Annotated in this window: 20 protein-coding genes; 12 read left to right on the forward strand and 8 right to left on the reverse strand. The window is 67.2% G+C overall.

Going from position 1 to position 19,625, the window contains the following annotated elements:
- Positions 1-36 precede the first annotated feature (36 nt).
- Entirely contained in the window at positions 37-1,404 is a 1,368-nt protein-coding gene (locus tag BSY239_RS19110) for a DUF3422 family protein (protein ID WP_069048196.1), read from the forward strand.
- A gap of 6 nt (positions 1,405-1,410) precedes the next feature.
- Here the strand turns inward: BSY239_RS19110 and mnmA are convergent, their stop codons facing one another.
- A complete protein-coding gene (gene mnmA, locus BSY239_RS19115) occupies positions 1,411-2,526 on the reverse strand; it encodes a tRNA 2-thiouridine(34) synthase MnmA (protein WP_069048197.1) in 1,116 nt (371 codons plus the stop codon).
- A gap of 216 nt (positions 2,527-2,742) precedes the next feature.
- Between mnmA and BSY239_RS19120 the strand changes: the two genes are divergently transcribed.
- The 8 genes from BSY239_RS19120 (at position 2,743) to BSY239_RS19155 (ending at position 8,926) form a co-directional block, all read left to right on the forward strand.
- A complete protein-coding gene (locus BSY239_RS19120; protein ID WP_069048198.1) occupies positions 2,743-3,810 on the forward strand; it encodes an extracellular solute-binding protein in 1,068 nt (355 codons plus the stop codon).
- A gap of 3 nt (positions 3,811-3,813) precedes the next feature.
- Entirely contained in the window at positions 3,814-4,929 is a 1,116-nt protein-coding gene (locus tag BSY239_RS19125) for an ABC transporter ATP-binding protein (RefSeq protein WP_069048199.1), read from the forward strand.
- Between the two features lie 7 nt (positions 4,930-4,936).
- Entirely contained in the window at positions 4,937-5,803 is an 867-nt protein-coding gene (locus tag BSY239_RS19130) for an ABC transporter permease (RefSeq protein ID WP_069048200.1), read from the forward strand.
- A 4-nt stretch (positions 5,804-5,807) separates the two neighbouring features.
- Positions 5,808-6,674: an ABC transporter permease gene (locus BSY239_RS19135; protein ID WP_069048201.1), complete on the forward strand. Its 867-nt coding sequence runs from the start codon at positions 5,808-5,810 to the stop codon at positions 6,672-6,674.
- Between the two features lie 117 nt (positions 6,675-6,791).
- Positions 6,792-7,049 carry a PepSY domain-containing protein gene (locus BSY239_RS19140; RefSeq protein ID WP_069048202.1) on the forward strand — a complete coding sequence of 86 codons (258 nt, stop codon included), beginning with the start codon at positions 6,792-6,794 and terminating at the stop codon, positions 7,047-7,049.
- The gene (locus BSY239_RS19145; protein WP_069048203.1) at positions 7,046-7,573 is read left to right on the forward strand and encodes a cytochrome b/b6 domain-containing protein; all 528 of its coding nucleotides are present in this window, start codon (positions 7,046-7,048) and stop codon (positions 7,571-7,573) included. The genes BSY239_RS19140 and BSY239_RS19145 overlap by 4 nt, the downstream gene beginning before the upstream one ends.
- Positions 7,574-7,611: 38 nt before the next feature.
- A complete protein-coding gene (gene arfB / locus BSY239_RS19150; RefSeq protein ID WP_069048204.1) occupies positions 7,612-8,016 on the forward strand; it encodes an alternative ribosome rescue aminoacyl-tRNA hydrolase ArfB in 405 nt (134 codons plus the stop codon).
- 166 nt (positions 8,017-8,182) lie between these two features.
- Positions 8,183-8,926, forward strand: a complete 744-nt coding sequence (locus BSY239_RS19155; protein WP_069048205.1) for a hemerythrin domain-containing protein — start codon at positions 8,183-8,185, stop codon at positions 8,924-8,926.
- A 9-nt stretch (positions 8,927-8,935) separates the two neighbouring features.
- On the opposite strand, the gene BSY239_RS19160 is transcribed toward BSY239_RS19155, so the two are convergent.
- From BSY239_RS19160 to BSY239_RS19170, 3 genes are all read right to left on the reverse strand, one after another.
- Entirely contained in the window at positions 8,936-10,312 is a 1,377-nt protein-coding gene (locus BSY239_RS19160) for a GAF domain-containing protein (RefSeq protein WP_069048206.1), read from the reverse strand.
- Entirely contained in the window at positions 10,309-10,809 is a 501-nt protein-coding gene (locus BSY239_RS19165) for a hypothetical protein (RefSeq protein ID WP_069048207.1), read from the reverse strand. Before BSY239_RS19165 ends, BSY239_RS19160 begins: the two co-directional genes overlap by 4 nt.
- 69 nt (positions 10,810-10,878) lie before the next feature.
- The gene (locus BSY239_RS19170) at positions 10,879-11,352 is read right to left on the reverse strand and encodes a MarR family winged helix-turn-helix transcriptional regulator (protein WP_069048208.1); all 474 of its coding nucleotides are present in this window, start codon (positions 11,350-11,352) and stop codon (positions 10,879-10,881) included.
- A gap of 89 nt (positions 11,353-11,441) precedes the next feature.
- On the opposite strand from BSY239_RS19170, the gene BSY239_RS19175 reads away from it, so the two are divergent.
- From BSY239_RS19175 to BSY239_RS19185, 3 genes are read left to right on the forward strand one after another with little or no spacing between them, the layout of a single operon-like run.
- Complete coding sequence (locus tag BSY239_RS19175; RefSeq protein ID WP_069048209.1) at positions 11,442-12,644, forward strand: 3-hydroxybenzoate 6-monooxygenase; 1,203 nt, start codon at positions 11,442-11,444, stop codon at positions 12,642-12,644.
- Between the two features lie 14 nt (positions 12,645-12,658).
- Positions 12,659-13,717 carry a cupin domain-containing protein gene (locus BSY239_RS19180; RefSeq protein ID WP_069048210.1) on the forward strand — a complete coding sequence of 353 codons (1,059 nt, stop codon included), beginning with the start codon at positions 12,659-12,661 and terminating at the stop codon, positions 13,715-13,717.
- Positions 13,718-13,721: 4 nt separating this feature from the next.
- Positions 13,722-14,423 carry a fumarylacetoacetate hydrolase family protein gene (locus BSY239_RS19185; protein WP_069048211.1) on the forward strand — a complete coding sequence of 234 codons (702 nt, stop codon included), beginning with the start codon at positions 13,722-13,724 and terminating at the stop codon, positions 14,421-14,423.
- A 13-nt stretch (positions 14,424-14,436) separates the two neighbouring features.
- Here the strand turns inward: BSY239_RS19185 and BSY239_RS19190 are convergent, their stop codons facing one another.
- The 4 genes from BSY239_RS19190 to BSY239_RS19205 are packed head-to-tail and all read right to left on the reverse strand — an operon-like array spanning position 14,437 to position 19,624.
- Positions 14,437-15,012, reverse strand: a complete 576-nt coding sequence (locus BSY239_RS19190; protein WP_069048212.1) for a hemerythrin domain-containing protein — start codon at positions 15,010-15,012, stop codon at positions 14,437-14,439.
- A gap of 1 nt (position 15,013) precedes the next feature.
- Positions 15,014-15,418, reverse strand: a complete 405-nt coding sequence (locus tag BSY239_RS19195) for a ribonucleotide reductase subunit alpha (protein ID WP_069048213.1) — start codon at positions 15,416-15,418, stop codon at positions 15,014-15,016.
- Between the two features lie 13 nt (positions 15,419-15,431).
- A complete protein-coding gene (locus tag BSY239_RS19200; RefSeq protein WP_156775624.1) occupies positions 15,432-16,067 on the reverse strand; it encodes a nitroreductase family protein in 636 nt (211 codons plus the stop codon).
- A gap of 20 nt (positions 16,068-16,087) precedes the next feature.
- Positions 16,088-19,624, reverse strand: a complete 3,537-nt coding sequence (locus BSY239_RS19205) for an LAGLIDADG family homing endonuclease (protein ID WP_069048214.1) — start codon at positions 19,622-19,624, stop codon at positions 16,088-16,090.
- Between the last annotated feature and the right edge of the window lies 1 nt (position 19,625).

Below are 19,625 nucleotides of genomic sequence, written 5' to 3' on the forward strand. Positions count from 1 at the left end.
ACAGTTGAGCGGCCCCAACTCACCCGCTCAGCGCCCATGAATCTGCCCCTCACCGCGGCCAGTGGCCCTTCATTCCCGGGCGCCCTGCCCCCCGACGACGCGCTGCGCGAGGAGCTGCACAACGAGGTGCATGCCAGGCCCTCGGCACGCATCCACTTGCCCGCGCTGATCGTGTTCGTGGCGGTGCTCAACGAGGGTGTGAGCCGCGAGCAGGAATGGACCCACCTCAAGCAGTTGCCCGGGCAGGACGATCTGACGCTGGAGCAGATGCAGGGCAACTTCCTGCGCCTGCGGCTGAACGAACACACGCTGAAGTGGGAGCGCCACACCGAGTTCACCCGCTACTCCATCGTGCAGCACCTGCCCGAGGGCGCCGGGCTGGGCGCCACCGACCCGGTGCTGCTGGACAAGCTGGTCACACCCCCCGGATGGTTGCGCGGCATTCCCGGGCGCACGGTGGCCGCCATCAAGCTCGTGATGCTGCATTGCGAGCTGCCCGAACAAACGCCTGCAGCGCAGGCCAGGCTCATGGAGCCGGCCCAGCAGTGGTTTGGTGGACGCACCGTGGTCGCCTCGCAGATCGGCGGCGGGCATTCCTGGGCCCTGACCGATTTCCGCCTGCACCCCTCGGGCTTCGAGCGCATGCTGGTGCTCACGCCACCGGGCACCACCGACACACGCGCCGGCCGCATTTCTCAGCGGCTGCTGGAGCTGGAAACCTACCGCCTCATGGCCCTGCGGGGCCTGCCGGTGGCCAAGACACTGGGGCCCACCTTGAGCGCGGCCGAAGCGCAGCTCGCCACCATCACCGCGCAACTCGAGAACAAGTCCACCTCCGAACAGGAACTGCTGGACCAGCTGGTCTCGCTGGCGGCCCGGGTGGAGCGCGCCACCGCCGAGAACACCTACCGCTTCGCCGCCACGCGCGCCTACGACGCGGTGGTCACGCAGCGCATTGCCGAACTGCGCGAAAAGCCGATTCCGGGCACGCAGACCATCGGCGAATTCATGCAGCGCCGGCTCTCGCCGGCTATGGCCACGGTGGCGGCCAGCGCACAGCGCCTGACCTCGCTGTCAGAACGTGTCTCGCGCACCAGCGCGCTGCTGCGCACACGGGTCGACATCGTCACCGAAGCGCAAAACCAGGAGCTGCTGGCCAAGCTCACGCGCGGGCAGGAACTGCAGCTGCAACTGCAGGCGACGGTGGAAGGCCTGTCGATCGCGGCCATCTCGTACTACGTGATCAGCCTGCTGCTCTACATCGCCAAGGGCGCCAAGGCGGCGGGCCTGCCGATCCAGCCGGAGATGGCGGCGGGTGCGATGGTGCCGCTGGTGCTGTGGGTGGTGTGGCGCACCACGCGGCGCATCCATGCGCGCCTGAATGCACCGTCGAAAGCGCCTTGAGGAGGCTCAGGCGCTGGCCGCGTCGGTGGTGATCACCCCACCCCCCAGGCAGACCTCGCCGTCGTAGATCACCGCGCTCTGCCCCGGCGTCACGGCCCATTGCGGCTCCTTGAACCGCAAGTCGAACTGGCTGTCGCCTTGCGGCTGCAGCGCACACGGCGCGTCGGCCTGGCGGTAACGCGTCTTGGCGCCCACCTCGCCACCCTGCGGCGCATGGCCAGCCACCCAGCTCACGTCCTGCGCGCTCAGCTTCAGCGTGAGCAGCCAGGGATGGTCGTGACCCTGCACCACCCACAAGGTGTTGCTCGCCATGTCCTTGCGCGCCACAAACCAGGGGGCGTGGTCGTTGCCCCCCTTCTGTGCGCCCTTGGCCTTGACGCCACCGATCCCGAGCCCTTGTCTCTGACCCAGCGTGTAGAAGCTCAGTCCCACGTGCTGGCCCAGCACCCGGCCCTTTTCGTCCTTGATCGGACCGGGCTCCTTGGCGATGTAGCGGTTGAGGAAGTCACGGAACGGCCGCTCGCCAATGAAACAGATGCCGGTGCTGTCCTTCTTCTTCGCGTTGGGCAGCTTGATCTCGGCCGCGATGCGGCGCACCTCGGTCTTGGGCAGCTCCCCCACCGGGAACAGCGTCTTGCTCAGCTGCGCCTGGTTCAGGCGGTGCAGAAAGTAGCTCTGGTCTTTCAGCGGATCGAGTCCCTTGAGCAACTCGAACGACCCGTTGCGCTCCCGCACCCGGGCGTAGTGGCCGGTGGCGATCTTCCCGGCGCCCAGGCGCATGGCGTGGTCGAGGAAGGCCTTGAACTTGATCTCGGCGTTGCACAGGATGTCGGGGTTGGGCGTGCGCCCGGCCTGGTACTCGCGCAGGAATTCGGCGAACACGCGGTCCTTGTACTCGGCCGCGAAGTTGACGTGTTCGATCTCGATCCCGAGCACGTCGGCCACGCTGGCGGCGTCCACGAAGTCGATGTTGGACGAACAGTATTCGCTGTTGTCGTCGTCTTCCCAGTTCTTCATGAAGATGCCGATGACTTCATGCCCTTGCTGCTTGAGCAGGTACGCACTCACCGCGGAGTCCACGCCACCGCTCAATCCCACCACCACACGCTGCTTGTTTGCCATGGACTCGATTATCCCAGCCAGCCACATGGCCCCGCGCGTCGCGGGGCTGTCACTGGAGCGTCATGCCGTCGACGTACGCTGCAGCCGGCACGCCTTGCGCATGTCGCCTTGACAAGCCCCGCGGTTGGACGATAGTGGCGCTTTTCCTGTCACTCCCGGTCCATCCCGTCGTCACGCTGTTTTCATTGTCCCGTCACCTTTGAAAGTGAGTCCACCATGAACCGTTCCTTCCACCGCATTGCCCTGGCCACGCTGGTCCTGTGTGTGACCACCGGCGCCACCGCCCAGGACAAGACCCTGCGACTGCTCACCTGGGGTGGCTACGCCCCCAAAGAGGTGGTGGAGCAGTTCACCAAGGAAACCGGCATCAAGGTCGAGGTCACGCTCTCCAACAACGAAGAGATGATCTCCAAGCTGCGCGCCACCGCCGGCGCGGGCTTCGACCTGGTGCAGCCCAGTCAGGACCGCATCGCCGGCCCGCAGACCGAGTTCAAGATCTACAAGGCGATGGACCTGAAGAAGATCAAGTCCGAGCTGTTCATCCCGTCCATGCTGGACGCCACGAAGAAAAACACCACCGTGGCCGGCAAGGTCTATGGCGTGCCGCACATCTGGGGCACCGACGGCCTGGTGGTCAACACCAAGACCTCCAAGGCCACCGACTACGCCGACCTGTGTGCGGCCGAGAACGCCGGCAAGGTCAGCATGCGCCTGAAGCGCCCCACGCTGATCGCCATGGCGTTTGCCTCCGGCAAAGACCCGTTTGCGCTCTACAACAACCCCAAGGCCTACACCGCGCTCATGGACGACATGGGCAAAAAACTGGCCGAGTGCAAGAAGAACGTGAAGTTCTACTGGGACGGCAAGGACCAGCTGCTCGCCGGCATCCGCTCGGGTGAACTCACCACGGCCATGATGTGGGACACCGGCGGCTGGGAACTGAACAAGGCCAACCCGGACATCAAGTTCGTGGCGCCGAAGTCGGGCGCGCTGGGCTGGGTCGACACCTTCGCGCTGCCCGCCAAGGGCCGCAACGACGAAGCCGCCTACGCCTGGATCAACTTCAACATGCGCCCGGAAGTCGCTGCCAAGGTGGCTGGTGCCGCGGGCAACTTCACCGCCAGCAAAGGCGCCGACCAGCTCGCCGACGCGACACTCAAGAAGCAGTTCGCCGAAAGCTTCCCCGACGCGGCGCTGAAGAACATCAAGTGGTACCCGCCGGTGCCGGCCGGCATCGAAGACATCGAGGGCCGCGTGCTCGACCGCGTCAAAGCCGCCCAATAAACGGTGCCCACACCCGGCACCGCCTCCCCCGGCGACAACGATCTCGAGGTGCTCGCCGTCGACAAACGCTATGGCGCGTTTGCGGCGGTGCAGGCCTTGAGTTTCAAAGTTCGCCGTGGCTCGTTCTTCTCCATCCTCGGCCCCTCGGGTTGCGGCAAGACGACGCTGCTGCGCATGATCGCGGGCTTCATCGCGCCCGACAGCGGCGACCTGCGCATCAAGGGTGCGTCCATGCTGGGCGTGCCGCCCAACCGACGGCCGGTGAACATGGTGTTCCAGCACCTGGCGCTGTTTCCCATGATGAGCGTGGGCGAGAACATCGCCTACGGGCTGGAGCGCCGCGGCCTGAAAAGTCCGGCCGTCAAGGCCAAGGTCACCGACATGCTGCAACGCGTGGGCCTGCCCGGCAGCGCCGACAAACGCATCGACCAGCTCTCGGGCGGGCAGAAGCAGCGCGTGGCCATTGCGCGCTCGCTGGTGCTGGAGCCGACCCTGCTGCTGCTCGACGAACCGCTGGGCGCGCTCGACCTGAAACTGCGCGAGCACATGAAGGTGGAGCTCAAGCAGCTGCAGGCCGAGATCGGCACCACGTTTGTCTACATCACGCACGACCAGTCGGAGGCGCTGGTGATGTCGGACCAGGTGGCGGTGATGAACCAGGGCCGGTTCGAGCAGGTCGGCAGCCCGCAGCAGCTGTACTACCAGCCCGCCACGTCCTTCGTGGCGGGGTTTGTGGGCAACAACAACCGGTTTGAAGGACGGGTGGAGCAAGTGGACGGTGCCCAGGTGCAGTTGCGCACCGGCAGTGGCATGGCGCTGTGGGCGCAGGCGGTGGGCAGCATCGCCGCGGGCCAGGCCGCGGTGGTCTTCGTGCGGCCCGAGGCCATCGAAATCGGCCGCAGCCCACGTGAGCTGCCGGCTGGCGACCCGGCCTGGAGCGCGGTGGTCGACAGCGTGCTGTTCGACGGCGGCAACTCCACCGTGCAGGTGCGCGAGGCGCGCAGCAACACGCCCCTGCACATCGCACTTCCCCTCACCGGGCGCCTGGCCGACCTGAAGGCGGGCGAGACGGTGCACTTCGCCTACCAGAGCGCGCAGGCCTGGTGTTTCGCGGCCTGACGACTCCATGAGTGAAAGCAGCCACCGCCGCTTCTTCCTCGGGGTGCTGCTCGCGCCGGCGCTGCTGTGGTTGCTGGGCCTGGTGATCCTGCCGCACGTGGAGCTGCTGGTGCTGTCGCTGCAGGCGCGCACCGGGCCGGGCGAATACGCGCTCAGCCTTGAGCAGTACCGCACCTTCGTGGACGAGCCGCTGTACTGGAACACCTTCGTGCGCACCGCCACGCTCTCGGTGCTGGCCACGGTGCTTACTTTGTTGCTGGCGTTTCCCGCCGCCTGGTACATCGCCAAGGTGGCGCGCGGGCGCGCCAAGACGGTGCTGCTGGTGCTGTGCCTGCTGCCGTTCTGGGTGAGCGAAATGGTGCGCACGCTGGGTTGGCTGATCCTGCTGCGCGAGACCGGCGTGGTCTCCAGCCTGTTGCAAGGCCTGGGTCTGGCCAGTGCGCCGGTCGAGCTGCTCTACCGAGACAGCACCATCCTGGTCGGCCTGGTCTACGCCTCGCTGCTGTTCATGGTGATCCCGCTGGTCAACAGCCTGGAGAGCCTGGACGACAGCCTGATCGAAGCCGCCTATGACCTCGGCGGCAGCACCGCGAACATCGTGCGCCGCATCGTCATTCCGCACGCGGCGCCCGGCATCGCGGCCGGGTGCATCGTGGTCTTCATGCTGTGCCTGGGCAACTACCTCACGCCCACGCTGCTGGGTGGCAAGAACTCGCTGTGGTTCACCGAGCAGATCTACACCCAGTTCATCACACGCTTCAACTGGAACCAGGGCGCGGCCTTCGGTTTCCTGTTGCTGTTCCTGTCCACCGTGCTGGTGTGGTTGGGCCTCAAACTCACGGGCCAGCGTTTCGGTGCGGTCATGAAAACCTGATCCGATGATCCCCAGCCTGCCCCGACCGTTGGCACAACGCATTGGCCTCAACGCCTTCGTGCTCGCGTTCTTCGTGTTCCTGTTCGTGCCGCTGGCCGTGGTGGCCATCTTCGCGTTCAACAATGCGCCCTACCCCACGCCGCCCTGGTTGGGCTTCACGCTCGACTGGTTCGTGGCCGACAACGACAGCCGCACCGGCCTGCTGTTCGACGCCGAATTGATCCAGAGCCTGGGCACCAGTGCGTGGGTGGCGACCTGGGTCACGGTGCTCTCGGTCGGCGTGGGCACCTGCAACGCTTTTCTGCTGGAGCGTTTCGACTTTCCCGGCAAGAACGCCATCGCCTTGCTGAGCATGTTGCCGCTGGTGATCCCGGGCGTGATCCTGGGCATCTCCATCCTTGCGTTCGCCAGCCGCATCGCCAACTTTGCCGACGAGACCTGGGGCCTGGAACTGGACTTCCTGCGCCCCGGTCTGCCGCTGGTGATCCTGGGGCAGTTCTGCTACATCGTCACCATCGCCACGCTCACCATCTCGGCCAGCCTGCGCCGCTTCGACCGCACCCTCGAAGAGGCCGCCTACAACCTCGGCGCCAGCCGCGCTGCGGTGCTGTGGACCATCACCCTGCCGTACCTGCGCCCCAGCATGATCGGCGCGGCCGCCATGGCCTTTCTCATGTCCTTCGAGAACTTCAACACCACGCTGATGCTGGTGGGCTCCGACTCGCCGCTCACCGTGTTGATGTACAGCCGCATGCGCGAAGGTGCCACACCGGTGCTCAATGCCATCAGCCTCTTCCTCATGATGGCCTCGGCCCTGCTGGCGCTGATGCTGTTGTGGCGCAAGGCACCCGAACGCGCCGAAGGCCATTGAGCCTCTGCGTTACCGCTGCTGACATCCGTCACAAAGCGGTTTAAGCCTCATTTCAAGTTCGTTCGTTTCAATGCCTTCACCAGCAACCGCTGGCATCGAAACACAAGGAAACGAATCATGAAATCTGTTGTTCTCTCCGCGCTTCTTCTCGCCGTGGCAGGCGCCGCCGTGGCAGGCCCTGCCTGCAACGCGCCCAAAGAAAAGTGGATGCCCGAGGCGGCGTTCAAGAAGGATGTGGAAGCCCAGGGCTACCAGATCAAGACCTTCAAGGTGAGCAAGGGCCAGTGCTACGAGATCTACGGTACCGACAAGGCCGGCAAGAAGGTCGAGATCTACTTTGATCCCGTGAGTGGCAAGGCCATCGAGCAGAAGTGAGCACCGTTGCGTCCAGGCGGGTCTGGGACCCGCTGGTCCGCGTCTTCCACTGGTCGCTGGTGGCCTGCGTGCTGCTCAACCTCCTGGTGGTCGACGACGGAGAAGACCTGCACCAATGGCTGGGCTACGCCGCTGCGGCCTTGGTGGGTGTGCGTGTGGTGTGGGGCTTCATCGGCCCGCGTCACGCGCGTTTTGCCGACTTCTTTCCGACACCGCGGCGCGTGGTCCACCACGTGCGCGCGCTGCTCGGCGGCGCCAGCGAACACCACTGGGGCCACAACCCGCTGGGGGCCTTGATGGTGTTCGCCCTTCTGGCCATGGTGCTCATGCTCGGCCTCACCGGCTGGATGCAGACGCTTGACCTCTTCTGGGGCGAAGAGTGGCTGCAGGATCTGCACGAAGGCCTGGGCGAGTGGCTGCTGCCCATGGTGGGCCTGCACGCGGCGGCGACCATCGTCATGGGCCGCATCGAGCGCACGCGGCTCGTCAAGGCCATGGTCACGGGCGTGAAGGAACGCTACTGACACCTTGGGGCCGCGGGGCTGCGTGGCACACTCCCCGCATGTCCCCGAGCGTGCATCCCAACGAGGTGGAGTTCACCGCCATCCGCGCGCAGGGCGCGGGCGGGCAGAACGTGAACAAGGTGTCCAACGCGGTGCACCTGCGTTTTGCCGTGCACGCCTCATCGCTGCCCGAGGCGATCAAGGAACGCCTGCTCGCGCTGAGCGACCACCGCATCACCACCGAGGGCGTGGTCGTCATCAAGGCGCAGACCAGCCGCAGCCTGGAGCAGAACAAGGCCGAAGCACTCGAGCGCCTGCAAGCACTGGTGGACAGCGTGGCCACCTTGCCCAAGGCGCGCAAGGCCACCAAGCCCACCTTCGGTTCGAAGCAGCGCCGGTTGGAGGGCAAGGCCACGCGCTCCACCGTCAAGCAGTTGCGCGGTCGCGTGCGCGGACTCGACTGAACTCCCCAACGATGGCTTCGCTTAAGGTTTTTTTACGATTCCTTTAAGCGCTATTTAGCAGCGCGGGCCGGGCTGGATTCCTAGACTTGTTTTCCATGATTCGCGGCACATGGGGTGCCTCGGTCATCACGAGACAAGCCGGGCAACGCCCGCCAAAGGAACCACCATGCAATCCCACGCCATCGAAATCGCCCACGTGACCGCCGCCGCCCGCACCGGCCTCGGCCGCTTCAACCTGTACGCCGGCATCCACAAGGCGCTGCGCGCCCTGATGACCGACACCTTGCTCACCGTCGGCCGCGCCGACCCCGGCGACGCCGCCGATGTGAACCACGCCGTCACCCGCGTCGTTGAACTCATGAACCTGTGCACCAGCCACGTCAACCACGAGAACAACTTCGTGCACCCTGCGCTCGAAGCGCGTTGCCCCGGCGTCTGTGGGCCGATCGCGCAAGAACACGACGGCCACCTGCACCACATCGCCCACCTGCGCGACGCCGCTGTGTCCCTGTTGAAGACCGAAGCCGGCGAGCGCGAACCCGCGCTGCAGGCCCTCTACCTGGCGTTGGCGCTGTTCGTGGCCGACAACTTCCAGCACATGCACGCCGAGGAGACCGTGCACAACAGCGCGCTCTGGGCCGCCTACAGCGATGCGGAGTTGGTCGGCATCCACGACGCCCTGCTGGCCACCATTGAGCCAGCCGAGATGATGCTGGTGATGCGCTGGATGCTGCCGCAGCTGAACGCCCCCGAGCGCCTGGAGGTGATGCAGGGCATGCGCGCGGGTGCACCGGCACCGGTGTTTGAAGGCATGCTGACCGGGACGCAGGGTTTGCTCAACCAGCGCGACTGGGCCAAGCTCGCGCGCGGCCTCGGTCTGCCGCCCGTGCCCGGTCTGGTCACGGCCTGAGTTCGCGGTTCAGGCCGCCACGTCTTCCAGCTCGACCGGGCCGTTCGCCTCGAAACGGAAGCAGCCGCGCCCGGTCTTCTGGATGCGCAATTGCGGGCACTGCTCCGCCAGGCGGCGGTGCAGCAGCAGCAACCGGGCTTCGAGGTTGTCGGCCACATCGGGCAGGCGCAGGGAGCTGTCCAGCCGCAGCTCGCGGTTGGTGAACTCGCTGCGGCCTTGCTGACCGTCGCGCAGCAGCTTCCACAGGATGGCGCCGGCCACGCCCTTGATCAGGTAGGCGTTGTTGATGAACACGCTGTCGTTGCTGCGGTAGTGGCGCACATGCAGCGCCGGGCCCAACGCCGTCGCTGGTGGCGTGTTCGTCGAGGCGGCCTGCGTTTCGTCCTCGGTGCACGGTGTCTCGGCTTCCTGCATCAGGTCGATCGCAGCACCCAGCTGGCCGCCGAGCGCCACCAGCAGGTCTTCGTCCTCGAAGCTGAACTGCATGTCCAGCGGGCTCTCGACGAACAGCACACCGACCACGCGCCCGGCGGACTGCAGCGGCACGGCCAGCTGGCTGTGCGGCTCGGGCAGGCCGGGATAGGGAATGTCGGTGTTCTGCGGGCACGCGTCGCCCAGGCTGTTGCGCATGGCACGGCTGTAGAGGTAGGCGCTGGTCATGTGCATGATGCGCACCGGCGTGCATTCGCGCGCGGCCACGCCGATCACGCCGTCGCCCAACGCGATTTCCGAACCCACGCCGGAGGTTTCATAACCGCGGCTGGCCACGGTGTAGAGGCGCTGCGTGGTGGTGTCCAGGATGAGCACCATGGCGTGGCGCACCGCAAGGTCCTGCGTCAGTGTGTCCAGCGTCGCGTCGAGCGCGGCGCCCAGGCTGCGCGCGGCCGAGAGGCGCGCACTGCCGCGGCGCATCACCGCGAGATGGTTGGGCCTCGGCGGTGGCGGTGGCAAGGCTTCGGCCAGGGGTTCCTGCGGCAGGCGCTCGACCTCGATCACCGCGTGGATGTCGGACCCCCGCAAGCGGAACACATCGGCCATGCCGGTGTGCGAGGCAATGCCCGCCAGTTGCGCTTTCATGCTCTCGAACACCGGGCCAGTCTCTTCGGTGCGCAGGTAACGCAAGTGCAGCCGGTAGAACACCGCGTTCAAAGGATTGAGCACCAGCAGCGTGGAGCGCGGGTTGGCCAGCAGGTTCTGGCGCGTCTTGTTGAAGAACTGGAACGACAGCGCGACATGGCCCTCGTCCACGTAATGGACCTGAGAGATGTAGGCCACGTTGGGCGTGCCGTCGGCCGCGCAGGTGGCCATGATGGCGGGGATGGCGCCTTCCAGGCAGGGCCGCACTTCGCCCAGGTCCACGGCGGGCAGGGGCAGCGCGGCCGTCATGCAGCACCCGTGATCGGCTGGCCGGCCTTGGGGCCGGGTGTCTGGTCAAACGCCAGCTCGGGTTCGAATTCGATGGCCACCAGGTCGTCGAGGCGGTGCGCCAGCATGGCGCGTGCATACACCGCGCCAAAGCCGATGCGGGTGAGCTCGCCCTCCATGCCGCGCAGGTATCGCTGCAGCGCGGGCACATCGGCGTCGGTGGCTTCGCGCAGGCGGGCCGAGCGGGACTTGAGCTGCACCGTGCGGTGCGTGCTGGGCTGGCTGAACACGGCGGCCAGCCGGGCGCTGCGGGCCACGTCGCGCAGCAGCCGGGTTGACTGGCTGCGGCACACAAACACGGTGATGTGCCGTCCACCATCGCCGATGTGGCTGCCCACCGCGCGCATCACGCTGGGTGTCAGGTCGGCGCCGCAACTGCTCACGATCACGGACACCCCCCCGTCCATCATGGCCAGGTGCTCGGTTGACAACAGGGTCGGCGCGGGGGCGGAGGGCATGTCGGGGCGGGCTGGGATCGCTCTGGATGATAGCCACGCCACTGTGTGCAGCCAAGGGCCGAAGCGCGGCTATTTCATCGCTTCGCTGGGCGCGCGGCTGTGCTCGTTGTTGGTGTCCACCAGCAGGCGCAGCAGCTTCATGAACTCGGCGCGCTGGCGTTCGCTCAAGGGCCCGAGGATCAGGTCTTGTGCGCCCAGCATGGCCGGCACGGCTTCGGCCAGCAGTTGCACGCCGGCGTCGGTGAGCGCGAGCTGGCGAGCACGGCGGTCTTCGGGTGCGGTCTTGCGTTCCAGCCAGCCGCGGGCTTCCAATCGGTCGACCACGCCACCGGTGGTGGAGGCGTCGAGCGCGATGGTGCGCGCCAGCGTGCGCTGGTCGATGCCGGGGTGGTTGGCCACGGTCTGCAGGGCGGCGTATTGCACCGGTGTGATGCCGATGTCACCCAGCTCCTGCAGGAAGATGCCCACCGAAATCTGGTGCAACCGGCGGATGTAGTGGCCAGGCTGGTGGTCGATGTCGACGGCGGGTGGGCTGCGTTTCATGGCGATGGAAGGTGTTGCGGGAATCCTAGCACCGCCCATACAATAAGTACACTGATCATCAGCATGCGGCCCATCTAGAGGAGACACCCATGACAGCAACACCTTCCAGGCTTCCTGTGCTGGTCGCCGGCGGCGGCATCGGCGGCCTGGCCACCGCCCTCGCCCTGGTGCGCCAGGGCTTTCGTGTGAAGGTGCTGGAGCAGGCGGCCGAACTCGGCGAGATCGGCGCCGGCATGCAGCTCGGCCCCAACGCCTTTCATGCCTTCGATGCGCTGGGCGTGGGCGAGCAGGCGCGCAAACGGGCCGTGGTCACCGACTTCATGGTGATGCACGACGCCATCGATGAATACCAGGTCGGCAAGATCCCCACCGGCGAGGCCTTCCGTCAGCGCTTCGGCAACCCCTACGCGGTCATTCACCGGGCCGATGCACACATGTCCCTGCTCGAAGGCGTGCAGGCCAGCGGGCAGATCGAGTTCCTCACCTCCACCCGCGTGACGCGCGTCGAGCAGGACGCCGACGGCGTGACCGTGCACGACCAGCACGGCAACACCCACCGCGGCCTCGCGCTCATCGGTGCCGACGGCGTGAAGTCGGTCGTGCGCCAGCAGTTCGTGGGCGACGAGGCGCGCGTGACCGGCCACGTGGTCTACCGCGCGGTGGTCGACAAGGCCGACTTTCCCGAAGACCTGCGCTGGAACGCCGCCAGCATCTGGGTCGGGCCCAACTGCCACCTGGTGCACTACCCGCTGCGCGGCGGCGAGCAGTACAACGTGGTCGTGACCTTCCACAGCCGCGAGCAGGAGGTTTGGGGCGTGACCGAAGGCAGCCAGGCCGAAGTGCAGGGTTACTTTCAAGGGCTGTGCCCCAAGGCGCGCCAGCTGATCGACCTGCCCAAGAGCTGGAAGCGCTGGGCCACGGCCGACCGTGAACCGATCGGCCAGTGGAGCTTTGGCCGCGTCACGCTGCTGGGCGATGCGGCCCATCCGACCACGCAGTACATGGCGCAGGGCGCGTGCATGGCGATCGAAGACGCGGTGACGCTGGGCGAAGCCTTGCGCGTGCACGGCAACGACATTGAGAAAGCCTTCGACCTCTACCAGCGATCGCGCGTGGCGCGCACCGCGCGCATCGTGTTGAGCTCGCGCGAGATGGGCCGCATCTACCACGCCAAGGGCGTGGAGCGGCTGGTGCGCAACGACCTGTGGCGTGGTCGCAGCCCCGAACGCTTCTACGATGCCATGGAGTGGCTGTACGGCTGGAACGTCCAGACCTGCCTCGCCCCGCACTGACCACAGGAGACACCATGAACGACCTCGGACGACTCGAAGACCTGCCCGCCGACTACGTGGCCGAGCTGCGCGCGCTCAACCTGGTGCCGCTGTGGCCCAGCCTGCGCGGCGTGCTGCCGCCGACCATTCCCACGCGGCAGACGCAGGCCACGCACTGGCCCTACAAAACCATCAAGCCGCTGCTGCTCAAGGCCGGCGAGCTCACTCCGATCGAAAAGGCCGAGCGCCGCGTGCTGGTGCTGGCCAACCCGGGCCACACGCTGGAGAAGATGCAGGCCAGCGCCGCCATGTACCTCGGCATGCAGTTGCTGATGCCCGGCGAGTGGGCGCCCAGCCACCGCCACACGCCCAACGCGGTGCGCATGGTGGTCGAGGGCGAAGGCGCCTGGACCACGGTGGACGGTGAACGCTGCCCCATGAGCCGCGGCGACCTGATCCTCACGCCCACCGGCCTGTGGCACGAACACGGCCACGACGGCACCGAGCCGGTGATCTGGCTCGACGTGCTCGACCTGCCGCTGGCCTATTACCTGGAGGTGAGCTACCACCTCAACGGCGCGCGTCAGGACACCAAACCCGGCCAGGGCGACCGCGCCTACGCCCGCGCCGGCGTGGTGCCCACGCCCGTGTTCGGCCGCAGCGGCAAGCGTTACCCCATGCTGCGTTACCCCTGGGCCGACGCCAAGGCCGCACTCGTTTCGCTCGCGGCCGACCGGCCCGACGTGGACGCGGTGCAGGTGACCTATGTGAATCCCGAAACCGGCGAAGACGTGGAGAACATCCTCGGCTTCCACGCGCTGATGCTGCGCCCAGGCCAGACGTTGAAGCTGCCTGCACGCTCGCCGGCCGTGGTCTACCACGTGATCGAAGGCGCGGCGCGCGTGGCCACCGAGGCGAAAGGTTTCGACCTCGTGGAAGCCGACACCTGCTGCATCCCCGGCTACACCGCCACCACCCTCACCAACGCCTCGGCCAGCGCGCCGGCGTTTCTGTTCATCGCCGACGAGTCGCCGCTGCACCGCAAGCTCGGCGTGTACGAAGTGCGCCCCGACAACCAACCCTCCATGCCCTGATTCCATGACCACCTACCTCTTCCCACCGCCTCCCGTTGCCGCCGTGCCCGTGCGTGGCCACACCGGGCTGTTCCCCGTCAACCGCCTGTTCTTCGTCGGCCGCAACTACCACGCGCACGCGGTGGAAATGGGCAAGCCAGTGGACAAGTCGGTCGAGCGGCCGTTCTACTTCACCAAGGCGCCGCAGACGCTGGCGATCTCGGGCGCCACCACGCCCTACCCGAGCGAGACCGCCAACTACCACTTCGAGATGGAACTGGTGCTGGCGATCGGCAAGCCCGGCTTTCGCGTGAGGGCCGACGACGCCCACGAGATCATTTACGGCTACGCCGCCGGCCTGGACATGACGCGGCGCGACCTGCAACTGGTGGCGCGCGACAAGGGCCGCCCCTGGGACCTGGGCAAGGACGTGGAGCACTCGTCGGTGTGCAGCGAGATCGTGCCCATGCCCGGTGTGGTGATCGAGCGTGGTGGCATCGAGCTCTCGGTCAACGGTGCGGTGAAGCAGAAGTCCGACGTGGACAAGCTGATCTGGAACATCCGCGAAATCATTGCCGACCTCTCGCTCTTCTACCACCTGCAACCCGGCGACCTGATCTACACCGGCACGCCCGAAGGCGTGGGCGCCGTGTTGCCGGGCGACCAGATCTCCGGCTCGGTGGAGGGTGTGGGCCGTGTCGCGCTGACGGTCGGCCCGAAGGCCTGAACACGCTCCCGGTTCAACCCGGGTCCAGGCCCCGGCGGCGCATCATGTCGGCGCTCATGGCCTCCAGCGCCTCCGGCGACAGGCCAGCCTTCGCAGCCGGGTAGACCAGGCCGTCTTCGTCGAGCAAGTGGCGGTCGTACAGGCGCGTGAAGCCGGTCAGTGCGGCCTCTTCCGGTGCGCTGAAGTGGGCCCAGCCAGCCGGTGGCGCCTGCGTCACCGAGGCGAGAGCGGCCCGCGCCGCCACCCAGGCCGCTTCCATGTCGCGGTGGTCCTGCTGCAGGCGCTGCACCACCTGCCGCAGCACGGCATCACTGCCCGCCAGCAGGGGCGGGAACACATGCCGTTCCTCGTCTTCGTGGTGCAGCGGCGCGGCCTCGTCGAAATAGCGCATCACGTCGCGCGCGGCGTCGGCCACACTCTCGTCCCAGCCGCGCACCAGCACGTGGTGCTGCAGCCTCGCCAGCAGGGCCAACATGCGTTCAACGCGTTCGTGGCAGACGCCCAGCATCTCGAACGGTGCCTCGAACCCGGCCGCGGGCGCGCGGTGCCCCGGCAGGGTGACGGACGACAGCGGGATCGAGCTGGCCATGTCAGCCCAGGGCCACAGCCTCACCTCGCGGGTTGAACGGAATGAAGGCGTGCAGCTGGCCCTGGCGGATCGCCTCCACCATGTCCTGCAGTGGTTGTTCGGCTTCGGCGCTCCCGGGCTGACGCCCGGGTGTGCCGGCGAGTGCGGCGGCGAACACCATGCCCCAGGGCTGACCGAAGGCTTTGGCCTCCTGCACCAGCTGGTCGAACGAGTGGAGCTCGTCCAGCCCTTTGTCCACGCACATCTGCGGCACCAGCGCGCCGCCCTCGCCGCGCTCGAATTCGAGGCGCTGGGCCGGCGTCGCGTCCTCGGGCAACTCGACACCGGCGAACACGAACAGCAGGCGCTGCGGCAGGGATTGGCTGCGCGCAGCGCTCAGCAAGTCGTCGAAGGTTTGAATGTTCACGGAGTCTCCAGATTCATTGGGTGGGGATCGGCGCGGGGCCGAGCGTGCTGCAGTAGTCGGCCACGGTGGGACGCGTGCGCGCGGGCCGGCGCGCCGCCACCGTGCCCACGCTCAGGAAGCACAGGGCCTGTTCGCCCGAGTGCAGGTGAAAGCGCTGGCGCAGGGCCTGCGAGCCCAGCGCCTTGCCACTCGTGAGCGCGGAGCCATAACCCATGGCGGTGGCCATGAGCAGCATGTTCTGCACCGCGCAGCCGGCCGAGAGGATGCGCTCGGCCAGGTCCACCGCCGCATCACCACGAACGCCATCCACCACGACCAGCAGCAGCAGGGGCGCGCGGTGCGCCTTCTCGCGCGCCTGGTCCAGTTGTTCGGGCGTGGCGCTGGCGTCGCGCTCGCGCAGCGCCTGCGCGAACACCTCGGCCAGCGACGCGCGCTCGCTGCGCGGCACGATCACAAAACGCCAGGGCAGCAGCTGGCCATGATCGGGCGCGGCGGCAGCCGCACCCAGAAGCGCCTGCAACTGGTTCGCGTCGGGGCCGGGGGCCAGCAGGCGTTTGGGCAGCACGGTCTGGCGCGCGTGGATCAGGTCGGCCGCGGCGCGGGCGCACTCGCGTTCCACCGTCTCGGCCTCGCCAACCAGCTGCGGCATTCGCGTGAGCAACACGGTGTTCATCCGCACACCCCGAGGTGGCCGCACTGCGTGCAGTAGTCACACCCGTCCTTGCGGATCACCGCGTGCGCGCCGCACTCGCCGCATTTCTTGCCCGGCATCATCCCGGGCGTGGCCTGCACCACCACCGGTGAGGGTTGTCCCGACGAGGGCGTGACGCCCGCGCGCTGCGCGATCAGCGTCTGCACCGCGTAGGCGATGGCCGCCACTACCGAGTCGTGCCACATCGGCACATGGGTGCCGTCGGCCTTCTGGTGGGTGCCCATGCGCACGGGGCCGCGGTCCCACACCACCTTGCGCATGTCGCGCAGGGCACGCTCCAGGAAACCACCGCGCGCCGCCAGCGAGAGCAGGCGCATGCTGGACGACACCCACTGTTGCGACTCGCCGCTCTGGCCCACCGGCATGAAAAATTCGATCGCGCGCTCCACCGTGCCCGCACCGTCGGCCGTGGGCACCGGCAGGAACGACACCAGCAGGTACAAGGTTTGATGGCCCTCCTGCGTCCAGTACTCGATCTTGTCGGCCACCGCCGGCAAGGCACCGGGCGGCCGGCTCTCGATGACCGTGCGCATAGGGTCCACCGTGGCCACGCTGGCGGTGGTTTCCGGCGTGGGCCCGGTGTCGAGCACCGAACCCAGGATGGCGTTGGGTCGGTAGGTCGCCAAACCCTTGAGCTGCGCGCGCCAGGCCTGCTGGTACAGCCCCTTGAAATCGTCGTACGGATAGTCGGCCGGCACGTTGACCGTCTTGGAAATCGCGGTGTCCACAAAGGGCTGCACCGCCTCCATCATGGCCAGGTGGTCGGTGGCCGGCATGGCCAGCGCGTTCACGAAGTACTCGGGCAGTTGCGCCATGTCGCCGCCGAGTTCGCGGTAGAGGCGCCAGGCGTGGTCCTCCACCGCGTAGTCGGTAGTGGTGCCGTCGGCCTCGCGCTTCTTGCGCCGGTACATCCAGGAAAACGGCGGCTCGATGCCGTTGGACGCGTTGTCGGCAAAAGCCAGGCTGACCGTGCCGGTGGGCGCGATGGAGAGCAGGTGGCTGTTGCGAATGCCATGGGTGCGGATGGCGTCCTGCAACGCCTTCGGCAGCCGGCTGGCGAACGTGCCTTCAGCGAGATACCCGTCGGCATCGAACTTCGGGAAGGCGCCCTTCTCCTGCGCCAGCGCCACCGAAGCCGTGTAGGCCGCGTCGCGCATGCGCTCGGCGATCTGCGCGGCCAGCGCGCGGCCTTCTGCGCGGTCGTAGCGCACGCACAGCATGGCCAACGCATTGCCCATGCCGGTGAAACCCACGCCGATGCGCCGCTTGGCCGCCGACTCCTCGCGCTGCTGCGGCAGTGGCCAGAAGGTCACATCAAGCACGTTGTCCAGTGCACGCACCTGCAGCGCCACAGCCGCCTCGAAGGCCTCGAAGTCGAAGCTGGGCAGGCCGCCGAAGCCGAAGGGGTGGCGCACAAAGCGCGGCAGGATCACCGGGCCGAGGTCGCAGCAGCCGTAAGGCGGCAAGGGCTGCTCACCGCATTGCCCTGTCACCAGGCCATTGAAAATCACGGTGTTGTGATCGGCCTGGGTGGTGTCGAAGACAGCTTCCTGGCCGGCGGGCACGATGGCGGCAATCCGGCTCGCGAACCGTTGGGTTTTGCGCAGCACCTTGTCGGCCACCCATTCGCGGTACCGGGCTGTCTTGTAGTCAAGCAGGAAACCGATCTCGCTCATGAACTGCTCGCGCGACTCGCCGTCCAGAATGAGTTCGTATTGGGTCTTGCACGCGTAGTCGGCCTGTCCACCCTTGCCGTTGGGCATGGCCTTGACGGTCGCTTCCCTGCGCAAACGCACCCGGCTGAACACCCCGAAGTTGGCCAGCAGCACCTGCACGTCTTTCAGCAGTTGTGGGTAGCTGGAGCTCAAACGGATGGAGCAACTCTCGCTGGCGCTGGAGATATTGACCGTGCCGTCGGTCTGGTAGAGGGCCCTCAGATAAGCCTTGACGCAGGCCTCGTTGCCTTGCCAGACCACCTCGGGTACCCGGAGCTTGGTGTCGCGCGTGAAACCCAGTGCTTCCAGGGCGCGCGCCAGCAGCACAGAACGAATGAACACGTGGTTGCGCTCTGCAACAGCCACGGGCGTGACGCAATAGGTCCGCTGCGTTCGCGACAAACTCGCGATCATGGCGTTGACCGTGGTGGTCACCCGCTCGGCGAGTTCGCGCTCCTGGTTCCAGAGATTGATGCACACCACCTCCTGCCCTTTCCCGCGGTGGGTGAAATGGCCGTCGCCCGTGATCAGGCCGAGCAGCAGGCCCAGTTCTTCGCTGCCCTGCTGACCAAACTGGCCCTTACCGGACTGCACCCACAACTCGTCGCCGACCTTCAGATCCGACAGCTTGAGCTTGCCGCGTGCGGTGTAGAAATCGTGCCAGGCCGTGGCCTTGATCTCGTGGCCGTCTTCGGTGGTGAGCTTGAACACATCGGCCAGGTGGGCGGTCATGAACGCGGGCTTGGCCGGGCGGATGTCGACGCCCCGCCCCTCCCGGCCCAGCGCCCGGCGATCCACGGTGGTTTCCAGGGGCAGTCCGCTGTTGTAGAGGTCGCCAATCCGCACCAGCCCGTGTTGTGTCGCCAGTCGGGTGTCGGCCGTCACGCAAGGGTTGGTCGCCTCGATCGATTCGCAGTAGCGCAGGTTGTTGTCCTGCTGGATGTGGTCGAGGAACAGGATGCCGGGTTCGGCGAAATCGTAGGTGGAGCGCATCACCGTGTCCCACAGCTCGCGCGCCGGCAGGCTGCGGTAGACCCACAGGCCGTCGGCGCGTTGGTGGGCGCCCTGGGCCAGGAGCGCTGCGCCGGGGCGGGCGCGGTGCACCAGCTCCCAGGGCTGGTCGTCGGCCAGGGCGCGCATGAAGGCGTCGCTCACGCCGACCGACACGTTGAAGTTGTTCCAGCGCCCCGGTGTGCGCTTGGCGGTGATGAACTCCAGCACGTCGGGGTGGTCGATGCGCAGCACACCCATCTGCGCACCGCGCCGCGCGCCCGCGCTCTCCACCGTGGCGCACGACTGGTCGAACACGTTGATGTAGCTGCACGGCCCCGAGGCCAGCGACGCCATGGTTTTCACCTCGGCGCCGCGCGGGCGGATGCGCGAGAAGTCGTAGCCCACGCCACCGCCCCGGCGCATGGTCTCGGCGGCTTCGCGCAGGGCTTCGTAGATGCCGGGGTAACCGCCGTCGTCCAGGCCCTGGATGCAGTCGCCCACGGGCTGCACGAAACAGTTGATCAGCGTGGCCTGGATGGCGGTGCCGGCCGCGCTCATGATGCGACCGGCACCGATGGCGCCGGCCTGCAGGTTGTCGAAAAAGCGCTGCTCCCACAGCGCGCGATCGGCCTCGGGTTCCACCCAAGCCAGTGCACGCGCCACGCGGCGGTAGATGTCCTGCTCGCTGGTCTCGCCGTCCTTGAGGTACTTCTCCTTCAGCACGTCCAGCGTGATGGGTTGCTGGCCGATGGCGGTGCTGGCCGATTTCAGAGCGTCGCGTTTCATG

Source organism: Hydrogenophaga sp. RAC07 (assembly GCF_001713375.1).
Lineage (GTDB): Bacteria > Pseudomonadota > Gammaproteobacteria > Burkholderiales > Burkholderiaceae_C > Hydrogenophaga.

What these genes read in the sequence shown, in the direction of transcription:
- BSY239_RS19120 (WP_069048198.1), top strand. Translation starts at nt 2,743, where the DNA reads ATGAACCGTTCCTTCCACCGCATTGCCCTGGCCACGCTGGTCCTGTGT.
- BSY239_RS19190 (WP_069048212.1), bottom strand. Translation starts at nt 15,012, where the DNA reads ATGGCCAGCTCGATCCCGCTGTCGTCCGTCACCCTGCCGGGGCACCGC.
- BSY239_RS19205 (WP_069048214.1), bottom strand. Translation starts at nt 19,624, where the DNA reads ATGAAACGCGACGCTCTGAAATCGGCCAGCACCGCCATCGGCCAGCAA.
- BSY239_RS19200 (WP_156775624.1), bottom strand. Translation starts at nt 16,067, where the DNA reads ATGCCGCAGCTGGTTGGCGAGGCCGAGACGGTGGAACGCGAGTGCGCC.
- BSY239_RS19130 (WP_069048200.1), top strand. Translation starts at nt 4,937, where the DNA reads ATGAGTGAAAGCAGCCACCGCCGCTTCTTCCTCGGGGTGCTGCTCGCG.
- BSY239_RS19140 (WP_069048202.1), top strand. Translation starts at nt 6,792, where the DNA reads ATGAAATCTGTTGTTCTCTCCGCGCTTCTTCTCGCCGTGGCAGGCGCC.
- BSY239_RS19110 (WP_069048196.1), top strand. Translation starts at nt 37, where the DNA reads ATGAATCTGCCCCTCACCGCGGCCAGTGGCCCTTCATTCCCGGGCGCC.
- BSY239_RS19170 (WP_069048208.1), bottom strand. Translation starts at nt 11,352, where the DNA reads ATGAAACGCAGCCCACCCGCCGTCGACATCGACCACCAGCCTGGCCAC.
- BSY239_RS19180 (WP_069048210.1), top strand. Translation starts at nt 12,659, where the DNA reads ATGAACGACCTCGGACGACTCGAAGACCTGCCCGCCGACTACGTGGCC.
- BSY239_RS19165 (WP_069048207.1), bottom strand. Translation starts at nt 10,809, where the DNA reads ATGCCCTCCGCCCCCGCGCCGACCCTGTTGTCAACCGAGCACCTGGCC.
- arfB (WP_069048204.1), top strand. Translation starts at nt 7,612, where the DNA reads ATGTCCCCGAGCGTGCATCCCAACGAGGTGGAGTTCACCGCCATCCGC.
- BSY239_RS19175 (WP_069048209.1), top strand. Translation starts at nt 11,442, where the DNA reads ATGACAGCAACACCTTCCAGGCTTCCTGTGCTGGTCGCCGGCGGCGGC.
- BSY239_RS19155 (WP_069048205.1), top strand. Translation starts at nt 8,183, where the DNA reads ATGCAATCCCACGCCATCGAAATCGCCCACGTGACCGCCGCCGCCCGC.
- BSY239_RS19185 (WP_069048211.1), top strand. Translation starts at nt 13,722, where the DNA reads ATGACCACCTACCTCTTCCCACCGCCTCCCGTTGCCGCCGTGCCCGTG.
- BSY239_RS19160 (WP_069048206.1), bottom strand. Translation starts at nt 10,312, where the DNA reads ATGACGGCCGCGCTGCCCCTGCCCGCCGTGGACCTGGGCGAAGTGCGG.
- mnmA (WP_069048197.1), bottom strand. Translation starts at nt 2,526, where the DNA reads ATGGCAAACAAGCAGCGTGTGGTGGTGGGATTGAGCGGTGGCGTGGAC.
- BSY239_RS19135 (WP_069048201.1), top strand. Translation starts at nt 5,808, where the DNA reads ATGATCCCCAGCCTGCCCCGACCGTTGGCACAACGCATTGGCCTCAAC.